We start from the raw sequence: 18,505 nt of genomic DNA, 5'->3' as shown, positions 1-18,505 counted from the left end.
AATCGAGCGTCATTGCTGCAATGGGGGGCCGACGGCATGATCCGTACTGGGGCGCTTCGCTGGCGGCGTGGTCTGGTGTTGACGCTGCCCGGACTGTGGGTCCTCTCGATCCTGTGCTGGGAGCTGCTGAATCCCCTGGGAGCGCAGTTCGTCCAACTCCTCGCCGCCACGCCCGCGATCGCCTGCGCCGGCAGCGGCCGTCGCCAGTGTGTCCTGCTCGGCGGCGCCTGCGCGCTGTTCGCGCTCGTCCCGCTCGGCTCCGGCGGCCGCACCGACGCCGGCACCCGCCTGGGCACCTGCTGCGCCATCCTCGCCGTCGTCGTCGCCGGCTACCTGGCCTCCGGCCGCGGCCGCAGGATCACCCAGGAACTGGAGCACCTCCGGGAGATCGCCACCGCCGCCCAGCACGCCCTGCTGCGCCCCCTGCCGAGCCGGCTCGACGGCCTCGCCCTGGCCGGCGGCCACCTCTCCGCCAGCAAGGGCGCCCTGGTCGGCGGCGACCTGTACGAGGTGCTCGCCACCGCCCACGGCGTCCGCGTCGTCATGGGCGACGTCCGCGGCCACGGACTGCCCGCCCTGGGCACCGTCGCCGCCCTCCTCGGCAGCTTCCGCGAGGCCGCCCACGACGAGGCCGAACTGCCCGCCGTACTGCGCCGCCTCGAACGCGCCCTGCAACGCCACCTGTGCGACCGCGCCCGCGAGCACCACCCGCCCGGTGGCGGCCTTGCCGGCGAGGAGTTCGTCACCGTCCTGCTCCTCGAGGTCCGTGAGGAGGGCGAGGTCCTGGCGCTCAACTGCGGCCACCCCTGGCCCCACCGCCTCACCCGGGCCGGCCACGGCACGCCCCGGGCCGTCGCCGTGACCGCCGGCGACCCCCTGCCCCCGCTCGGCACCTTCCCGCTGCCCGCCGACCTGCCCGTCCGCGAGCTGGACCGGCTGCTCCCCGGCGACGCCCTGGTCCTGCACACCGACGGCGCCGAGGACGCCCGCGACGCCACCGGAGCCTTCTTCCCCCTCACCGGCACGCTGACCGAGGCCGCCCGCCGGGCGCCGGCGGTCCCCTCGGCCGTCGTCGAGCACGTCCAGGACGCCCTGCTGCGCCACACCGGCGGCCGGCTCTGCGACGACTTCGCCCTGCTCGCCCTGCGCAACGACCGCGAACGCGTCCCCGCCCAGGCCGCGCCGGCACCGCTCGCCCGCTCCTGCCGCCGCCGGTAAGGGGCGCCGGGCCGTGGCCCGTTCACACCCCGTGCGAAGGCACCTCCACTACGCTGATCCCACCGAGCGCACCGGAGGGCGGGTATGGAGCCCAACACACTGCTCGACGCCATCCTCGACGAGGCGGGAATATCCCACGCCGGCCTGGCCGCCCACATCAACGCGGCGGGCCGGGCACGCGGACTGGCGTTGCGTTACGAACACACCGCCGTCGCCCGCTGGCTCAAGGGCCAGCGGCCACGCGGCCAGGTACCGGATCTGATCTGCGAGGTCCTGGGCGAGCGGCTGCACCGCGCGCTGACCCTCGACGACATCGGCCTGGGCACCCCGGGCACGCCCAGGGCCCCCGGCACCCCGCTGTCCGGCTTCGTCGAGCGCGCCACCGCCCTGTGGCGCTCCGACGAACAGCAGCGCGAGCATGTGGTGCGGGCCCCCGCCGTCACCGGGACGCCCGCGGTCATCCCCGTCTGGGAGTGGGAGAACCCGCCCGAGGACGCCGACGTCTCCCGGCGCGGCCTGACCCGCGTCTCACCGGCCGACATCGAGATGCTGCGCGCGGCACGGGCGCACTACGAGCAGATGTACCGCAAGGCGGGCGGCGTGGCGACCCGGGCCCGGGTGGTCGGCTTCCTCAACGCCGAGGCCGCGCCCCTGCTGCGCGGCAGCTACTCGGACGCGACGGGCCGTCAGCTGCACCGCGCCACCGGCGGCCTGGTGGCCGTCGCCGGCATCTGCGCGTACGACTCCGACGCGCACGGACTGGCCCAGCGCTACTTCCACCAGGCGCTGCGGCTCGCCAAGGCCAGCGGGGACCGGGGCCTGGGCGCCTATGTGATCGCCCTGCTCGTCAACCAGTCGCTGTTCATGGGGGAGTACCGGCAGGCCGTGGCCTTCGCCGAGTCGGCACTGCGGGCCGGGGGCGGCAGTCTCACCCCGGCGCTCGCCGCCGACCTCTACGCCATGCAGGCCAAGGCCTACGCCCGGCTCGGCGACGGGGCCGGGGCGCTGGGCTGCATCCGGCGCGCCGAGGCCGCGGCCGAACGCATCCACCGCGGCCGGGAACCCGCCGAGACCGGCTACGTCCAGCCCGGCCTGGTGAACGTACAGGTGGCGGAGGCGCTGCTGAGCCTCGGCGACCTCGGACCCGCCCGTGAGCACGCGGACCGGGCCGTCGACACCCCCGCGCACGACCGGGGCCGTGTCCACCGGCTCGCCATGCTCACGCACATCGAGCTGCGTCAGGGAGACGCGGACAAGGCGGTGGCCACCGCACGGGAGATGACCGAGCAGGCGAGAGGCATGGAATCGCAGCGCTTACGGGACCGGCTCCGTGCGGTGCGCGAGCACCTGATCGAAAGTGGGTGCGCGGCCACGGCCGAGGCCGCCGAGATGATCGACGGGGCGCTGCGCGTGCCCTTGTGAGGAAGGCTGCCAGTTCAGCGCCCGGGAGGTGGCCACCTCGGCGGAAGGTGGCAGACACGTGCGTTGGAAGAATCTCAGGGAGCTGACCGTCTACGAGAACCGCTGGTTCCAGGTCAATCTCGCGGACGTCGAACTCCCCGACGGCCGCCACCTCGACCACTTCCTCATCCGGCTGCGGCCCGTCGCCGTGGCCACGGTGGTCAACGCGGCCAACGAGGTCCTGCTGCTGTGGCGGCACCGTTTCATCACCGACAACTGGGGCTGGGAGCTGGCGGCGGGCGTCGTCGAGGACGGCGAGGACATCGCCTTCGCGGCGGCCCGCGAGATGGAGGAGGAGACCGGATGGCGGCCCGGCCGGCTGCGGCACCTGATGTCCGTCGAGCCGTCCAACGGTCTCACCGACGCCCGGCACCACATCTACTGGACGGACGAGGCCGAGTACATCGGCGACCCGGAGGACGGCTTCGAGTCGGACCGCCGCGAGTGGGTGCCGCTCAAGCTGGTGCCCGACCTGATCGCCCGCGGTGAGGTGCCGGCCGCCAACATGGCGGCGGCCCTGCTGCTCCTGCACCACATCCGGCTCGGCTGACGGGCCCCGCGGCGCGTGGCGCGCTCACCGGCCGATCGCCTGCCAGACGGCGACCGCCAGGCCGGCGAGGCCGGTGAGCGCGGCAAGTGACGGCAACGGCCACTTGCCGTGCTCCAGAGCCCGTACCCGATCGGCCACGTCGGTGAGATCGCGCTCCGCCTGGTCGCTGCGCTGGGTGAGGAGGGCGAGGTGGCCGTCGATGCGGACGACGCCGACGTCGAGGCTGCGCCTGAGCTCCGCGAGCTCGGCCGCCTTGGCGGCGTGCTCGGGATGGATGGTCACGGTCCGTACCCCTTCCGGAAGACTTCCTGCGGTGGACATCGGTCCGAGTCAATCGCGTGGAGGGCCGGAACGGGAGCGTGTGCGGAGGGTATCCGCGGGTCACCGGCGCACACCCCGTGTGAAACACCGTGCCCCGCCGGACGGGTCGGCGGGGCACGGGTGGTGACTGTCCGTCAGCGGACGGCGTCGTTCAGCGTGTTCGTCAGTAGGTGTAGAAGCCCGAGCCGGTCTTGCGGCCCAGGCGGCCGGCGTCGACCATGCGCTGCAGCAGCGGGGGAGCGGCGTACAGCGGCTCCTTGTACTCCGCGTACATGCTGTCCGCCACGGAGGCGACGGTGTCCAGGCCGATCAGGTCGGACAGCCGCAGCGGGCCCATGGGGTGGGCGCAGCCCATCTCCATGCCGTTGTCGATGTCCTCGCGGCTGGCGATGCCCGACTCGAACATCCGGATCGCGGAGAGCAGGTACGGGATGAGCAGGGCGTTGACCACGAAGCCCGAGCGGTCCTGGGCGCGGATGGCGTGCTTGCCCAGCACCTTGCCCACCAGGGCCTCGGCGCGCTTGATGGTCTCCTCGCCGGTGGTCAGCGCGGGGATCAGCTCGACGAGCTGCTGCACCGGGGCCGGGTTGAAGAAGTGGATGCCGATGACCTTGTCGGGGCGGGAGGTCGCCACGGCCAGCTTCACCAGCGGGATGGAGGAGGTGTTGGAGGCCAGGATCGCGTCCGGGCTGGTCACCACCTGGTCCAGGACCTTGAAGATCTCGGTCTTGATCTGCTCGTTCTCCACGACCGCCTCGATGACCAGGTCGCGGTCGGCGAACTCGCCGAGGTCCGTGGTGAAGCCCAGCCGACCCAGGGTGGCGTCGCGCTCCGCCTCGGTGATCTTGCCGCGTTCGGCGGCCTTGCCGAGGGAGTTGGTGAGCCGGGTGCGGCCCAGTTCCAGCGCGTCGCCGGTGGTCTCGGCGACCTTGACGTCCAGGCCGGCCCGTGCGCACACCTCCGCGATGCCCGCGCCCATCTGGCCGCAGCCCACCACTCCGACGCGTGCAATGCCGGCGATTGAGTCTGTCACCTCGTGCCTTTCGCTGATCTTCGTAGATTGGCGCGGGTGGTCGAAGGTCGTCCGGCTCCCGCCTCGGAAAAGACGTTACTCCGCGGGACGCGGTGCCGAGGGGCCCGGGGCGGGCATGCTCTGCGCGAATGGTGTGACTCACGAGACATCCACAAGCAGGGAGTGGCCGCATATGGGACGTATGAGCAGAAGAGGGTTCACCGTGGCCGCCGCGGGCGCGATGACCACGATGCTCGCGACCGGCGAGTCCGGTGCGCTTCCGGCCCGGGAGGGCACCGGCCGGGTCCGCAGGCGGGAGTTCCGCGGCATGTGGACGGCCACGGTCGTCAACGTCGACTGGCCGTCCCGGCCGGGCCTGCCCCCGCAGACCCAACAGGCCGAGCTCACCGCACTGTTCGACGCCGCCGCGGCCCGCCGGCTCAACGCGGTGCTGCTGCAGGTCCGGCCCACGGCCGACGCGTTCTGGCCGTCCCGCTACGAACCGTGGTCGGAGTACCTGACCGGCACCCAGGGCCGGTCGCCGGGCTGGGATCCGCTGGCCTTCGCGGTGCGCGAGGCCCACAGACGCCGCCTGGAGCTGCACGCCTGGTTCAACCCCTACCGGGTGGCCAACCACACCGACCCCGGCCGGCTGGTGCCCACCCATCCCGCGCGGGTGCACCCCGGCTGGGTGGTGCCCTACGGCGGCAAGCTCTACTACAACCCCGGCCTGCCCGAGGTGCGCCGCTTCGTCCAGGACGCCATGCTCGACGCGGTCTGGCGCTACGACCTGGACGGCGTGCACTTCGACGACTACTTCTACCCCTACCCCGTGGCCGGGCAGACCTTCGACGACACGGCCGCGTACGAGCGGTACGGCGCAGGCTTCCCCGACCGGGCGGCATGGCGGCGCGACAACACCGACCGGCTGGTGCGGGAGGTGGCCGAGCGTGTCAGGAGACGCAAGCGGCATGTGCGGTTCGGTATCAGCCCGTTCGCCGTCTGGCGCAACCGCGCGACGGACCCCCTCGGCTCCGACACCCGGGCCGGGGTGCAGACCTACGACGACCTGTACGCCGACACCCGCAAGTGGGTTCGCGAGGGCTGGATCGACTACATCGTCCCGCAGTGCTACTGGCACATCGGCTTCGCCGCCGCCGACTACGCCAAGCTGGTGCCGTGGTGGGCGGAGACCGTGCGCGGCACGGACGTCCACCTCTACATCGGCGAGGCCCTGTACCGGGCGGGCGACCCCGCGCAGCCCGCCCCCTGGCAGGACCCCGCCGAGCTCTCCCGGCACCTCACGCTCGGCCGCAGCCACCCCGAGGTGCTGGGCAACGTCTACTTCTCCGCCAAGCACGTCGCCCAGGACCGCGCGGGGGCGATGGCGCGCGTGGTGAAGGACCACTACCCGCACCGCGCGCGCCCGCCGCGCTGACGGCTATTGCTGGTCGGAGGCCTTGCGGTGGTCCACCACGGAGTCGGGGCCGGGCGACATGATGGACTCGTGCCCGTTCTCCGACCGGACCCGGTACGGCGGGTTGCCGTCGCGGCCGAGGACCTCCACGATCTCCACCACGTGGTCCTTCTGCCCCACCACTCGGCCGTGCACCACCAACCGGTCGCCCTTGCTCGCATGCATCGACGTAAACCCTTTCGACGAGAGACGGGACAGGTGCACTCGGATACTCCCAGCCTAGGGTGGGCGGCGGTATAGGGCGCGCTCAGGAAAGTACGGGCCGGTGCGCCGGCCGGGTCACCGCAGGGCCCGCGCCGGTCACCGTCCGGCCCGCTGGGTCACGCCGATGCACACCAGCACGGCCAGCGCCGCCACGGGCGCGGCCGGCGTGAGCCGCTCGCCCAGCAGGGTCACCGACCAGACCAGGGTGAGCAGGGGCTGGGCCAGCTGGAGCTGGCTGGCCCTGGCCACCCCGATCGCCGCCATCCCCCGGTACCAGATCCACAGGCCCACGAACTGCGAGCCGACCGCCACCCACAGCAGCCCGGCCACCGCGTGGCCGGTCGGGTGGACCGGCTCGGCCGGCAGGGAGAGCGCCGCCCCGGCGGCGGCCAGTGGCAGGCACAGCACCAGTGCCCAGCCGATCACCTGCCAGCCGGGCATCTCGCGGGCCAGCCGGCCGCCCTCCGAATAGCCCGCCGCGCACACCAGCAGGGCGGCGAAGAGGTACAGGTCGCTGGTGGCGGGCGCCCCGCCGCTCTGCCACAGGGCGAACGTCACCACCACGACGGCCCCGGCCACCGCGGCCGCCCAGAACAGCCGCGAGTGGCGGGTTCCGGTCCGCAGGGCCGAGTAGGCGGCCGTCGTCAGCGGCAGCAGGCCCACCACCACCGCCGCGTGGGAGGTCGTGGACGTCCGCAGCGCCAGGGTGGTCAGCAGCGGGAAGCCGACCACGGTCCCGCCGGCCACCACGAGCAGCCCGCGCCACTGCGCGCGGGTGGGCCGGGGTACGCGCCCGGCCAGCAGAAAGGCCCCGGCGAGCAGCCCACCGAGGATCAGCCGGCAGCTGATCAACGACCACGGCCCGAAGCCCTCCAGGCCCCACGCGGTCGCGGGGAAGGTGAGCGAGAAGGACGCCACGCCGAGGACGGCGAGCAGCGTGCCGAGCGTGGACCGGTCGCCCGCGGGCGAGGGCAGCGCGGTGGCCGGCGCGGAGACCGACGGGGTGCCCACCGCTATCGTGGAACGGTGAGTAGCGCTATCGTGTGCTGTCATGAACGAGCGTAGCAGCGTCGCGGAGTTGGCCGGGATCCTGCGGGCGGAGATGAACCGCTACTCTCCGGGCGAGAAGCTGCCGTCCAGCCGCGCCCTGATCGACCGCTTCCGCGTCAGCCCCGTCACCGTCTCCCGGGCGCTCGCCGCGCTGGCCGCCGAGGGCCTGGTCGTCACCCGGCCCGGCGCGGGCGCCTTCCGCGCCGAGCCGCGCCGGGCGCCCGCCCGCTCCGGCGACACTTCCTGGCAGCAGGTCGCGCTGAGCGCCGAGACGGGCGACGAGGCCGTACCGCGCTCCGTCGACGCCCGCGGGATCTCCTTCAGCCTCGCCACGCCGCCGCCCGGCGTCATCGAACTCACCGGCGGCTATCTGCACCCCTCTCTCCAGCCCGAACGCGCCCTCGCCGCCGCCCTCGCCCGCGCCGGCCGGCGGCCCGGCGCGTGGGAGCGGCCGCCCCTGGAGGGCGTCGGCGAGCTGCGCGCCTGGTTCGCCCGCGAGATCGGCGGCCCGGCCGGACTCGTCGCCGCCTCCGACGTGCTGATCACCGCGGGCGGCCAGAGCGCGCTGACCACCGCGCTGCGTGCCCTCGCCCCGCCCGGCGCGCCCGTCCTCGTCGAGTCCCCCACCTACCCCGGCATGCTCGCCGCCGCCCGCGCCTCGGGCCTGCGGCCCGTGCCGGTGCCGGTGGACGGCCACGGTGTGCGGACCGACCTGCTCGCCGACGCGTTCCGCGCCAGCGGCGCCCGCGTCTTCGTCAGCCAGCCCCTCTACCAGAACCCCACCGGCACGGTCCTGGCCGACGAACGCCGGACGGAGGTGCTCCGGATCGCCCGCGCGGCGGGCGCCTTCGTCGTCGAGGACGACTTCGCGCGTCGGCTCGCCCACGAGGACGCCCCGCCCCTGCCGCCCACCCTCGCCTCCGACGACCCCGACGGCGTCGTCGTGCACGTCTGCTCGCTGACCAAGTTCACCTCACCCAACCTGCGGGTGGGCGCCCTCGCCGCCCGCGGCCCCGTCCTCGAGCGGCTGCGGGCCATCCAGGTCGTCGACAGCTTCTTCGTCCCCCGCCCGCTGCAGGAGGCGGCGCTCGAACTCGTCGGCTCGCCCGCCTGGGCCCGCCACGGGCGCACGGTCGCCGCCGCGCTGCGCGTCCGCCGCGAGACGCTCCTGGCCGAGCTGGGCCGGCAACTGCCGGGCCTGACAGCGGAATTCGTGCCGCCGGGCGGCTTCCACGTGTGGCTCCGCCTGCCGGACGGCACCGACGAGGCCGCGCTGGCCGCCGCCGCGCTGCGCGCCGGCGTCGCCGTCTCCCCGGGCCGGCCCTTCTACAGCGCCGAACCCCCCGCTCCGCGGCTGCGGCTGTGCTTCTCGGCGGCCGCGAGCACCGGCGAACTGGCCGAGGGCGTACGCCGCTTGCGCACGGCCCACGAGGAGACCGCCGCTTAGGCCGTCCCGTCACGCCGCGCCCGCGTCCTCCTGTGGATCGCCCGCGATCCGGGCCACCGCGTCGCGCAGCCACCGGTGGGCGGGGTCGGTGTCCAGCCGGACGTGCCAGGCCATGCCGGTACTGACGGCGGGCAGCTCCAGCGGGATGTCCCGCACGGTCAGCGGCACGGCCTCGGCCACCCGCGCGGCCACCGCCGCGGACACCAGGGCCAGGGCGTCGGAGCGCAGGGCCAGGAAACAGGCCGTCACATGCGTGGGGACGGTCGCCAGGACGCGGCGCTCCAGCCCGAGACGGTCCAGGTGCTCGTCGACGACGGAGTGGAAGCGGCCCCTGCGCGAGACGGTGATGTGGGGGAGCGCGGCGAAGCGCCCGGCGGTCAGCGGATCGGCCGCGTGCGGCGCGCCGGTGCGGCAGACCGCCACATAGCGGTCGGGTGCCAGCGCCCGGCTGCGCACGTCGTGCGGCAGCTCCGGCAGGTTGCCCAGGTCGAGGTCGACGCGGTCACGCAGGTCGGCGGGGTCCTCGTCGCCCTCGGGCAGGATGCGCAGCTGGATGCCGGGGGCCTCGCGGGCGATGCGCTCGGTCAGGGCCGGGCCCAGGACGACAGCCAGCCCGTCGTTCGAACGGAGGGTGAAGCGGCGCCGCACCGCCGCGATGTCCACCGGCTGCACCGGCTGGAGCGCGGCCAGCGCCCCGGCCAGGGCCGCCTCCACCCGCGGGCGCAGCTCCAGCGCGCGGGGCGTCAGCGCCAGCCCCCGCCCGGCCGGGACCAGCAGCGGATCGTCCAGCACCCGGCGCAGCCGGCCCAGGGTCCGGCTCATCGCGGAGGCGGAGACGTTCATCCGGGCCGCGGCCCCGGTGACGCTGCCCTCGCGCAGCAGGGCGTCCAGGGCCGGCAGGAGGTTCATGTCGGGCAGGCGCATGGCGCAATCGTTGCACGGCGATCAACTGTGCTGTGAGCATTCGGACCTTGTAGTCACACGTCGCACGTCCCACGATGGGCTGAACAAGAAAGCGACGGAGCAGATGATCGATACCAAACACCGCAACACCGCCCTGCTGGTGGCGGGTTGCTTCTTCCTGGAGAACCTCGACGGCACCATCGTGGCGACGGCCGCGCCCCGCATGGGCCCGGCCCTGGGCGTCGACCCGGCCGCGATCGGCCTGGTGGTCACCGCCTACCTGGTGACCCTGGCCGTGCTGATACCGCTCAGCGGCTGGCTGGTCGCCCGCTTCGGTGTCCGGCGCGTCTTCCTGACGGCGATCGCCGTCTTCACCCTCGCCTCGCTGGGCTGCGCGCTGAGCACCGGGCTGGGCCAGCTGGTGGCCATGCGGGTCCTGCAGGGCGCGGGCGGCGCGATGATGGTGCCCGTCGGGCGGCTGATGGTGGTCGCCGGGGCGGCCAAGCCCGACATACCCAGGCTGGTGGCGTACGTGGTCTGGCCCGCCCTCGTCGCCCCCGTGATCGCCCCGCTGATCGGCGGGCTGCTCACCACTTACGCCAGCTGGCACTGGATGTTCCTGATCAACCTGCCGCTCGGCGCGGTGGCGTTCGTCGTCGCCCGGCGCCTGGTCGACGCCACCCCGCCCGCCGGCGCCCCGCCGCGCCTGGACCGGTGGGGCGTCGTCCTCACCTCCACCGGGCTCGGTGCGCTGACGTGGACGGCGCACCTGCTGTCCGCTCCCGGCGCGCCCTGGGCGCCGGCGGCCGCCGCGGGCGCTCTCGCCGCGATGCTGCTGGCCGCCGCGGTGTGGCACCTGCTGCGCGTGGACCAGCCGCTGGTCGAGCTGCGCACGCTGAAGGTGACGACGTTCCGCGCGTCGGTCGGCGGCGGCTCGCTGTTCTGGATCGTCGTGGCGGCGGTGCCCTTCCTGCTGCCGATGCTGTTCCAGGAGGCCTTCGGCTGGAGCGCGGTGAAGTCCGGCGCGATGGTGCTCTTCGTCTTCGTGGGCAACATCGGCATCAAGCCCGCGACCACGTATCTGCTCGACCGCTTCGGCTTCCGTCCGCTGCTGGTCGCCGCGGCGCTCGGCGTCTGCGCGACGACAGCCGCCTGCGCGTTCCTCACCGCCGGCACGCCGCTCGCCGTGATCGTGGCCCTGGCCGTGATCAGCGGCGCCGCCCGTTCGCTGGGCCTGACCTGCTACCAGGTCATCGCGTTCGCCGACGTGCCGCCCGAGCGCATGCGGCACGCCAGCACCCTGCAGTCCACCACCGCGCAGGCCGCGGCGGGCCTCGGTGTCGCCGCGGCCACCGTCGCCCTGCGCGCCGGCGGTCCCCTCGGCGGCCTCCTGCCGGGCGCCCCGGGCCCGGCCAACGCCCACGGCGTCGCCTTCTGTCTGCTCGCGCTCGTCAGCCTGGGCGCCCTCGCCGGCGCCCTGCGCCTGCACCCGACGGCCGGTGACGCCGTCCGCCGCCGCCCGGCACCCCGGCGGGAGCCGGTGCCGGCGGAATAAAGGCGAGGTCAGTCACCGCGGGTATTGCATAAAAGTTCCTCTCTCCGTATAGTCATGCTGCATTACGGAGGAGGACCGACCCATGGCAATACGTGCGGCAGTGGCCGGAGCGAGCGGATACGCGGGCGGAGAACTGCTGCGCCTGCTGCTCGGCCACCCCGAGGTGAGCATCGGCGCGCTGACCGGCAACTCCAACGCCGGACAGCGCCTGGGCGCACTCCAGCCCCACCTGCCGCAGCTCGCCGACCGGGTGCTCGAGCCCACCAGCGCCCAGTCGCTGGCCGGGCACGACGTCGTCTTCCTCGCCCTCCCGCACGGGCAGTCCGCGGCCGTCGCCGCGGAGCTCGGCGACCACGTGCTCGTCGTCGACTGCGGCGCCGACTTCCGGCTGAACGACGCGGAGCAGTGGGAGCGGTTCTACGGCACCCCCCACGCCGGCACCTGGCCGTACGGGCTGCCCGAGCTGCCCGGAAACCGGGCGGCGCTGCGCGGGGCCCAGCGGATCGCCGTCCCCGGCTGCTACCCCACCGCCGTCTCCCTCGCCCTCTTCCCCGCCTACGCCGCCGCCCTCGCCGAGCCCGAGGCCGTGATCGTCGCCGCCTCCGGCACGTCCGGCGCCGGCAAGGCCGCCAAGCCGCACCTGCTCGGCAGCGAGGTCATGGGCTCCATGAGCCCCTACGGCGTCGGCGGCACGCACCGGCACACCCCCGAGATGAGCCAGAACCTCTCCGGCGCCGCCGGGCAGCCGGTCTCCGTCTCCTTCACGCCCACCCTCGCCCCCATGCCGCGCGGCATCCTCGCCACCTGCAGCGCCAAGGCCCGGCCGGGCGTCACGGCCCACAGCCTGCGCGCCGCGTACGACAAGGCCTTCGCGGGCGAGCCGTTCGTCCGCCTGCTGCCCGAGGGGCAGTGGCCCGCCACCGCCCACGTGTACGGCTCCAACGCCGCCCTGGTGCAGGTCGCGCTCGACGAGGCGGCCGGCCGGATCGTCGCGGTCAGCGCCATCGACAACCTCACCAAGGGCACCGCGGGCGGCGCGGTGCAGAGCATGAACATCGCCCTCGGCCTCCCGGAGGAGCTGGGGCTGCCCGTCACCGGGGTGGCGCCATGAGCGTGCGCCGGATGATCGCGACCGTACTGGCACGGCTGGTCCCGTGCGACCCCCAGAACACCACCAGCACCACGAGCAGCACCGACGAGGAGATGCAGTGAGCGTCACCGCAGCAAAGGGATTCACGGCGGCCGGCATCGCCGCCGGGATCAAGGAGAGCGGCAGCCCCGACCTCGCCCTCGTGGTCAACCAGGGCCCCCGCCTGGCCGCCGCCGGCGTCTTCACCGCCAACCGCGTCAAGGCCGCGCCCGTCCTGTGGTCCCAGCAGGTGCTCAAGGGCGGCCAGGTCTCCGCCGTCGTCCTCAACTCCGGCGGCGCCAACGCCTGCACCGGCCCCGAGGGCTTCCAGGACACGCACGCCACCGCCGAGAAGGCCGCCGAGGCGCTGGGGCACAACGCCGGCGAGATCGCCGTCGCCTCCACCGGCCTGATCGGCGTCCGGCTGCCGATGGACAAGCTGCTGCCCGGCATCGACAAGGCCGCCGCCGAACTGTCCGCGCACGGCGGCGAGAAGGCCGCCATCGCCATCAAGACCACCGACACCGTCCACAAGACCGCCGTCGCCCAGGGCGACGGCTGGACGGTCGGCGGCATGGCCAAGGGCGCGGGCATGCTCGCACCGGGCCTGGCCACCATGCTCGTCGTCCTGACCACCGACGCCGACGTGGACACCCCCGCCCTCGACGCCGCGCTGCGCTCCGCCACCCGGCAGACCTTCGACCGCGTCGACTCCGACGGCTGCATGTCCACCAACGACACCGTCCTGCTGCTCGCCTCCGGCGCCGCCGGCGTCACCCCGGATGCGGACGCCTTCGCCGAGGCCGTCCGCACCGTCTGCGACGACCTCGCCCGCCAGCTCATCGGCGACGCCGAGGGCGCCAGCAAGGACATCCGCATCGAGGTCGTCGGCGCGGCCACCGAGGACGACGCCGTGGAGGTGGGCCGCTCCATCGCCCGCAACAACCTCCTCAAGTGCGCCATCCACGGCGAGGACCCCAACTGGGGCCGGGTGCTCTCCGCCATCGGCACCACCTCCGCCGCCTTCGACCCCGACAAACTGGCCGTCGCCATCAACGACGTCTGGGTCTGCCGCAACGGCTCCGTCGGTGACGACCGCGACCTCGTCGACATGCGCTACCGCGAAGTGCGCATCACCGCCGACCTGGCCGAGGGCGACGCGAGCGCCGTCATCTGGGCCAACGACCTGACCGCCGACTACGTCCACGAGAACAGCGCCTACTCGTCATGAGCGTCCCCGCATCCGCCACCCGGCGGCACACCGCCCTGCCCAAGGCCCGCACCCTCGTCGAGGCCCTGCCCTGGCTGACGCGCCATCACGGCAAGACCGTCGTCATCAAGTTCGGCGGCAACGCCATGGTCGACGAGGAGCTCAAGGCCGCCTTCGCCCAGGACGTCGTCTTCCTGCACCACGCCGGGCTGCGCCCGGTCGTCGTGCACGGCGGAGGCCCCCAGATCAGCGCCCAGCTCGACCGGCTCGGCCTGGAGTCGGAGTTCAAGGCCGGGCTGCGCGTCACCACGCCCGAGGCCATGGACGTCGTACGGATGGTGCTGGCCGGCCAGGTGCAGCGCGAGCTCGTCGGCCTGCTCAACCGGCACGGCCCGCTGGCCGTCGGCCTGACCGGCGAGGACGCCCGGCTGATGTCCGCCACGAAGCATTACGCCCACATCGACGGCGAGCGCGTGGACATCGGCCGGGTCGGCGAGATCACCGCCATGGACCCGGGCGCCGTCCTGGCCCTCCTCGACGACGGCCGCATCCCCGTCATCTCCTCCATCGCCCACAGCATCGACGACGCCGACGAGGGCGGCGTCTTCAACGTCAACGCCGACACGGCCGCCGCCGCGCTGGCCGTCGCGCTGGGCGCCGAGACCCTGATGGTGCTCACCGACGTCGAGGGCCTCTACGCCGACTGGCCGCACAGCGACGACGTCATCAGCAGGCTCACCGCGAGCGAGCTGGAGGAACTGCTGCCCGAGCTGGCCAGCGGAATGGTGCCCAAGATGGAGGGCTGCCTGCACGCCGTGCGCGGCGGCGTCACCACCGCCCGCGTGATCGACGGGCGGGTCCAGCACTCCATCCTGCTGGAGATCTTCACCGACGAGGGCATCGGGACGATGGTCGTGCCCGACCCGGACCCGGCCCCGGAGACCGCCGAGGAGGCGTCGTGAGCAACGCGGAACTCACCCGGCGCTGGCAGGGCGCCATGATGGACAACTACGGCACCCCCGCCGTGCCCCTCGTGCGAGGCGAGGGCAGCACCGTCTGGGACGCCGACGGCAGGAGCTACCTCGACCTCGTCGGCGGCATCGCCGTCAACGCCCTCGGCCACGCCCACCCGGCGGTCGTGCGGGCCGTCTCCGACCAGATCGCCACACTCGGCCACGTCTCCAACCTCTTCACCGCCGAGCCGACGGTCCAGCTCGCCGAACGGCTGCTGGAGCTCGCCGGGCGGCCGGGACGCGTCTACTTCTGCAACTCCGGCGCCGAAGCGATCGAGGCCGCGATCAAGATCGGGCGGCGTACGGGCCGTACGCACATGGTCTCCGCCGCCGGCGGCTTCCACGGCCGCACCATGGGCGCCCTCGCCCTCACCGGCCAGCCCGCCAAGCAGCAGCCGTTCCTGCCGCTGCCCGGCGACGTCACGCACGTCCCCTACGGCGACGCCGACGCGCTGCGCGCGGCGGTCACCACCGACACCGCGCTCGTGGTGCTGGAACCGGTCCAGGGCGAGAACGGCGTCGTCGTCCCCCCGGCCGGCTATCTGGCGGCCGCCCGCGAGATCACCCGGGCCACCGGGACGCTGCTCGTCCTGGACGAGATCCAGACAGGTATCGGCCGCACCGGGCACTGGTTCGAACACCTCGCGCAGGGCGTCGAGCCCGATGTCGTCACCCTCGCCAAGGGCCTGGGCGGCGGGCTGCCCATCGGCGCCACCCTCGCCTTCGGCACCGCCGCCGACCTGCTGACACCTGGTCAGCACGGGTCCACGTTCGGCGGCAACCCCGTCTCGTGCGCCGCCGCCCTCGCCGTCCTGGACACCCTCGCGGCCGGCGACGGGCTCGGCCACGTGCGCCACATGGGCGCCGTGCTGCGTGACGGGATCGCCGCGCTCGGCCACCCCCTGGTCGACCACGTCCGTGGCGCGGGCCTGCTGCTGGGTATTGTCCTTGGCGAGCCCCTCGCACCGCAGGTGCAGCAGGCGGCCCGGGAAGCCGGACTCCTGGTGAACGCGGTCGCGCCCGACGTGGTGCGGCTGGCCCCTCCGCTGATCATCACCGAAGATGAGGCGAAGACGTTCCTCCGGGCGCTGCCGGGCGTCCTGGACGCCGTCGCCGACGGGGCCACAGCGGAACGACGATCCGGAGACTGACGACAACGATGACCGAGGCGCAGGAGACCGAGCCGGGCCACGGCGGAATGGCCGTGCCGCAGACCCGCACCGCCCGCCACCGCCGGATCGTGGACATTCTCAGCAGGCAGGCCGTCCGGTCCCAGAGCCAGCTCGCCAAGCTGCTGGCCGACGACGGCCTGTCCGTCACCCAGGCCACGCTCTCCCGCGACCTCGACGAGCTCGGCGCGGTCAAGATCCGCAACACGGGCGGCGAGCTCATCTACGCCGTCCCCTCCGAGGGCGGCGACCGCACCCCCCGCGCACCGCTGGGGGAGTCCGCCACGGAGGCCCGCATGGGCCGCCTGGCGGCCGAACTGCTGATCTCCGCGGAGGCCTCGGCCAACCTGGTCGTCCTGCGCACCCCACCGGGCGCGGCCCAGTTCTTCGCCTCGGCCATCGACCAGGCGGGCGTCCACGAGATCATCGGCACCATCGCCGGCGACGACACCGTCCTGCTGATCAGCCGCGACCCGGTAGGCGGCCAGGCCCTGGCGGACCACCTGCTGCGGCTGGCCCAGAAGGAACGCTGACCGGCCCTGTGGCGGGGGCCGTCCCGGCCCCCGCGGCGGTGTCCGCGCATACGCGAAAGGCCGTTTCCGCTGTCTGCGGAAACGGCCTTCGACCTGCGAAAACGCTGGTCGGGACGGCGGGATTTGAACCCACGACCCCTTGACCCCCAGTCAAGTGCGCTACCAAGCTGCGCCACGTCCCGGTGCCGTGTCCCTCCGGGGTTTCTTCCCGGTGGGGCGTGCAGAAAGAAAATATCCTGTTCCGCGCCGTGATCCAAATCCGGGGGTGCGGGTGGCGGTCAGCCGTGGCGGCGGAAGCTGTCCGTGGGGATGTTGATCAGCATGCCGTCCGGCAGGCGGAGAGGCACGGTCTCGCCGAAAGGAAAGGTCTCCTTGCGCCGGTAGACGGCATCCCGTGGGTCTGCCAGCAGGGTGCACTCCCCGTCGAGCGGGTCGATGATCAGGAATGCCGGGACGCCGGAGCGGGCGTACTGCTCCTCCTTGAGTGCGAGGTCGGGCCCGTCGTGCTGCGTGGAGACGATCTCGACCGCGGCCATGAGGTCCTTGCATGAATAGGGCTCTTCCGGTCGGCCCTCTCGGAGGATCGAGACCTCCGGTACGCGCGGGGCCTCTCCGGGGAACTCGATCAGCACGCGGCCCAGGATCCGCTGCTCGGACAGGCCCGCCGCGATGGCGGCGTCATAAACGTCGTGCTCCGTCCAGCTGTGGACGCCCGTGCGCATCGAGATGACGATCCGGTCGCCCACCACATCGATCTTGATGCCTCCCTCCTGCTCGCAGATGGCATGGAACCTGCTGACGAGGAAGTCGAGCGGCCATGACATGCGCCCAGCGTCCTGGGTGCGTGGGCCCTGCGCGGGGTCGGAGGGCCATATTCACCCCCACGAGCTATTGACGAAACATACGGAGTAGCGCATAGTTATGCCTACCTGCGCATGAGCGCGCAGCGCACAGCGCATCGCACCGTAAGGAGAACCCCGTGACCGAGCGCGTCGTACTCGCCTACTCCGGCGGCCTTGACACCTCCGTCGCCATCGGCTGGATCGCCGAGGAGACGGGCGCCGAGGTCATCGCCGTCGCCGTCGATGTCGGCCAGGGCGGCGAGGACCTGGACGTCATCCGCAAGCGCGCGCTCGCCTGCGGTGCGGTGGAGGCGGAGGTCGCCGACGCCAAGGACGAGTTCGCCGAGGAGTACTGCCTCCCGGCGATCAAGGCCAACGCCCTCTACATGGACCGGTACCCGCTGGTCTCCGCCCTCTCCCGGCCCACGATCGTCAAGCACCTGGTGGCCGCCGCCAAGAAGCACGGGGCGACCACCGTCGCCCACGGCTGCACCGGCAAGGGCAACGACCAGGTGCGGTTCGAGGCCGGCATCTCCTCCCTCGCGCCCGAGCTCAAGTGCATCGCCCCGGTCCGCGACTACGCCATGACCCGGGACAAGGCCATCGCCTTCTGCGAGGCCAAGGGCCTGCCGATCGCGACCACCAAGAAGTCCCCGTACTCCATCGACCAGAACGTCTTCGGGCGGGCCGTCGAGACCGGCTTCCTCGAGGACATCTGGAACGCCCCGATCGAGGACGTCTACGACTACACCGCCAACCCGGCCACCCCCCGGGAGGCCGACGAGGTGATCATCAGCTTCGAGCAGGGCGTCCCGGTGGCGATCGACGGCAAGCCCGTCACCGTGCTGCAGGCCATCCAGCAGCTCAACGAGCGGGCCGGCGCGCAGGGCGTCGGGCGGCTCGACATGGTCGAGGACCGGCTCGTCGGCATCAAGTCCCGGGAGATCTACGAGGCGCCCGGCGCCATCGCGCTGATCACCGCGCACCAGGAGCTGGAGGCCGTCACCGTCGAGCGCGAGCTCGCCCGGTACAAGCGGCAGGTCGAGCAGCGGTGGGCCGAGCTCGTCTACGACGGCCTGTGGTTCTCCCCGCTCAAGCGGGCCCTGGACGGCTTCATCGCCGAGGCCAACGAGCACGTCTCCGGCGACATCCGGATGACGCTGCACGGCGGCCGGGCGGTCGTCACGGGCCGGCGGTCCGAGAAGTCGCTCTACGACTTCAACCTCGCCACCTACGACACCGGCGACACCTTCGACCAGTCCATGTCGAAGGGCTTCATCGAGATCTTCGGCCTCTCCTCGAAGATCGCCGCCAAGCGGGACCTGGCCCACTAGTCCACCCGCCACCCCCCACCTCGCTGCCTCCCCCGGCCCCGGGCCGGGGGAGGCAGCGGGCACCGCGCCACGCAGAG

The 18,505-nt window shown here is 73.2% G+C and carries 18 protein-coding genes and 1 tRNA gene; 12 read left to right on the top strand and 7 right to left on the bottom strand.

Going from position 1 to position 18,505, the window contains the following annotated elements; translation table 11 throughout:
* The first annotated feature begins 36 nt into the window (after positions 1-36).
* The 3 genes from ACIG36_RS22790 (at position 37) to ACIG36_RS22780 (ending at position 3,229) form a co-directional block, all read left to right on the top strand.
* On the top strand, positions 37-1,218 hold the full coding sequence (locus tag ACIG36_RS22790) for a PP2C family protein-serine/threonine phosphatase (protein ID WP_399930680.1): 1,182 nt from the start codon (positions 37-39) through the stop codon (positions 1,216-1,218).
* A gap of 84 nt (positions 1,219-1,302) precedes the next feature.
* Entirely contained in the window at positions 1,303-2,640 is a 1,338-nt protein-coding gene (locus ACIG36_RS22785; RefSeq protein WP_399930677.1) for a tetratricopeptide repeat protein, read from the top strand.
* A 58-nt stretch (positions 2,641-2,698) separates the two neighbouring features.
* The gene (locus ACIG36_RS22780; RefSeq protein ID WP_399930674.1) at positions 2,699-3,229 is read left to right on the top strand and encodes an NUDIX hydrolase; all 531 of its coding nucleotides are present in this window, start codon (positions 2,699-2,701) and stop codon (positions 3,227-3,229) included.
* 24 nt (positions 3,230-3,253) lie between these two features.
* Here the strand turns inward: ACIG36_RS22780 and ACIG36_RS22775 are convergent, their stop codons facing one another.
* Together ACIG36_RS22775 and ACIG36_RS22770 are read right to left on the bottom strand one after the other, a co-directional pair.
* Positions 3,254-3,511, bottom strand: a complete 258-nt coding sequence (locus ACIG36_RS22775; RefSeq protein WP_399930672.1) for a hypothetical protein — start codon at positions 3,509-3,511, stop codon at positions 3,254-3,256.
* 202 nt (positions 3,512-3,713) lie between these two features.
* On the bottom strand, positions 3,714-4,571 hold the full coding sequence (locus tag ACIG36_RS22770) for a 3-hydroxybutyryl-CoA dehydrogenase (protein WP_399931217.1): 858 nt from the start codon (positions 4,569-4,571) through the stop codon (positions 3,714-3,716).
* A 184-nt stretch (positions 4,572-4,755) separates the two neighbouring features.
* Between ACIG36_RS22770 and ACIG36_RS22765 the strand changes: the two genes are divergently transcribed.
* Positions 4,756-6,000: a glycoside hydrolase family 10 protein gene (locus tag ACIG36_RS22765; protein WP_399930669.1), complete on the top strand. Its 1,245-nt coding sequence runs from the start codon at positions 4,756-4,758 to the stop codon at positions 5,998-6,000.
* Positions 6,001-6,003: 3 nt separating this feature from the next.
* Here the strand turns inward: ACIG36_RS22765 and ACIG36_RS22760 are convergent, their stop codons facing one another.
* Together ACIG36_RS22760 and ACIG36_RS22755 are read right to left on the bottom strand one after the other, a co-directional pair.
* Positions 6,004-6,204, bottom strand: coding sequence for a DUF1918 domain-containing protein (locus ACIG36_RS22760; RefSeq protein ID WP_399930666.1), 201 nt, complete (start codon positions 6,202-6,204; stop codon positions 6,004-6,006).
* Between the two features lie 135 nt (positions 6,205-6,339).
* Positions 6,340-7,296: a DMT family transporter gene (locus ACIG36_RS22755; protein ID WP_399930665.1), complete on the bottom strand. Its 957-nt coding sequence runs from the start codon at positions 7,294-7,296 to the stop codon at positions 6,340-6,342.
* Between ACIG36_RS22755 and ACIG36_RS22750 the strand changes: the two genes are divergently transcribed.
* On the top strand, positions 7,295-8,740 hold the full coding sequence (locus ACIG36_RS22750; RefSeq protein ID WP_399930662.1) for a PLP-dependent aminotransferase family protein: 1,446 nt from the start codon (positions 7,295-7,297) through the stop codon (positions 8,738-8,740). The two genes, ACIG36_RS22755 and ACIG36_RS22750, sit on opposite strands and share 2 nt — an antisense overlap.
* A gap of 9 nt (positions 8,741-8,749) precedes the next feature.
* Here ACIG36_RS22750 and ACIG36_RS22745 read toward each other — a convergent pair whose 3' ends face one another.
* A complete protein-coding gene (locus ACIG36_RS22745) occupies positions 8,750-9,664 on the bottom strand; it encodes a LysR family transcriptional regulator (protein WP_399930659.1) in 915 nt (304 codons plus the stop codon).
* A 103-nt stretch (positions 9,665-9,767) separates the two neighbouring features.
* On the opposite strand from ACIG36_RS22745, the gene ACIG36_RS22740 reads away from it, so the two are divergent.
* The 6 genes from ACIG36_RS22740 to ACIG36_RS22715 all read left to right on the top strand — a co-directional run bounded on the left by ACIG36_RS22740 (position 9,768) and on the right by ACIG36_RS22715 (position 16,252).
* Positions 9,768-11,198, top strand: coding sequence for an MFS transporter (locus tag ACIG36_RS22740; RefSeq protein ID WP_399930656.1), 1,431 nt, complete (start codon positions 9,768-9,770; stop codon positions 11,196-11,198).
* An 82-nt stretch (positions 11,199-11,280) separates the two neighbouring features.
* Positions 11,281-12,309 carry an N-acetyl-gamma-glutamyl-phosphate reductase gene (argC, locus tag ACIG36_RS22735; RefSeq protein ID WP_399930653.1) on the top strand — a complete coding sequence of 343 codons (1,029 nt, stop codon included), beginning with the start codon at positions 11,281-11,283 and terminating at the stop codon, positions 12,307-12,309.
* Between the two features lie 97 nt (positions 12,310-12,406).
* Positions 12,407-13,558 carry a bifunctional glutamate N-acetyltransferase/amino-acid acetyltransferase ArgJ gene (gene argJ / locus ACIG36_RS22730; protein ID WP_399930650.1) on the top strand — a complete coding sequence of 384 codons (1,152 nt, stop codon included), beginning with the start codon at positions 12,407-12,409 and terminating at the stop codon, positions 13,556-13,558.
* Positions 13,555-14,499, top strand: a complete 945-nt coding sequence (gene argB / locus ACIG36_RS22725; protein ID WP_399930647.1) for an acetylglutamate kinase — start codon at positions 13,555-13,557, stop codon at positions 14,497-14,499. Before argJ ends, argB begins: the two co-directional genes overlap by 4 nt.
* Positions 14,496-15,701 (top strand): acetylornithine transaminase, encoded by a 1,206-nt coding sequence (locus tag ACIG36_RS22720; protein ID WP_399930645.1) that lies wholly within the window; start codon positions 14,496-14,498, stop codon positions 15,699-15,701. Before argB ends, ACIG36_RS22720 begins: the two co-directional genes overlap by 4 nt.
* Positions 15,702-15,709: 8 nt before the next feature.
* A complete protein-coding gene (locus tag ACIG36_RS22715) occupies positions 15,710-16,252 on the top strand; it encodes an arginine repressor (RefSeq protein ID WP_399930642.1) in 543 nt (180 codons plus the stop codon).
* 105 nt (positions 16,253-16,357) lie between these two features.
* Here the strand turns inward: ACIG36_RS22715 and ACIG36_RS22710 are convergent.
* Positions 16,358-16,434: transfer RNA gene (locus tag ACIG36_RS22710), tRNA-Pro, on the bottom strand.
* 96 nt (positions 16,435-16,530) lie between these two features.
* Complete coding sequence (locus ACIG36_RS22705) at positions 16,531-17,076, bottom strand: Uma2 family endonuclease (RefSeq protein WP_399930640.1); 546 nt, start codon at positions 17,074-17,076, stop codon at positions 16,531-16,533.
* Positions 17,077-17,231: 155 nt separating this feature from the next.
* On the opposite strand from ACIG36_RS22705, the gene ACIG36_RS22700 reads away from it, so the two are divergent.
* Positions 17,232-18,428 carry an argininosuccinate synthase gene (locus ACIG36_RS22700; protein WP_399930637.1) on the top strand — a complete coding sequence of 399 codons (1,197 nt, stop codon included), beginning with the start codon at positions 17,232-17,234 and terminating at the stop codon, positions 18,426-18,428.
* Positions 18,429-18,505: the final 77 nt, after the last annotated feature.

The sequence above is a fragment of the Streptomyces sp. NPDC053048 genome, from assembly GCF_044547045.1.
In the GTDB taxonomy this organism is placed as follows: domain Bacteria; phylum Actinomycetota; class Actinomycetes; order Streptomycetales; family Streptomycetaceae; genus Streptomyces.
The sequence above is the reverse complement of the archived record's forward strand: the minus strand, read 5'-3'. Positions and strand labels throughout refer to the sequence as shown.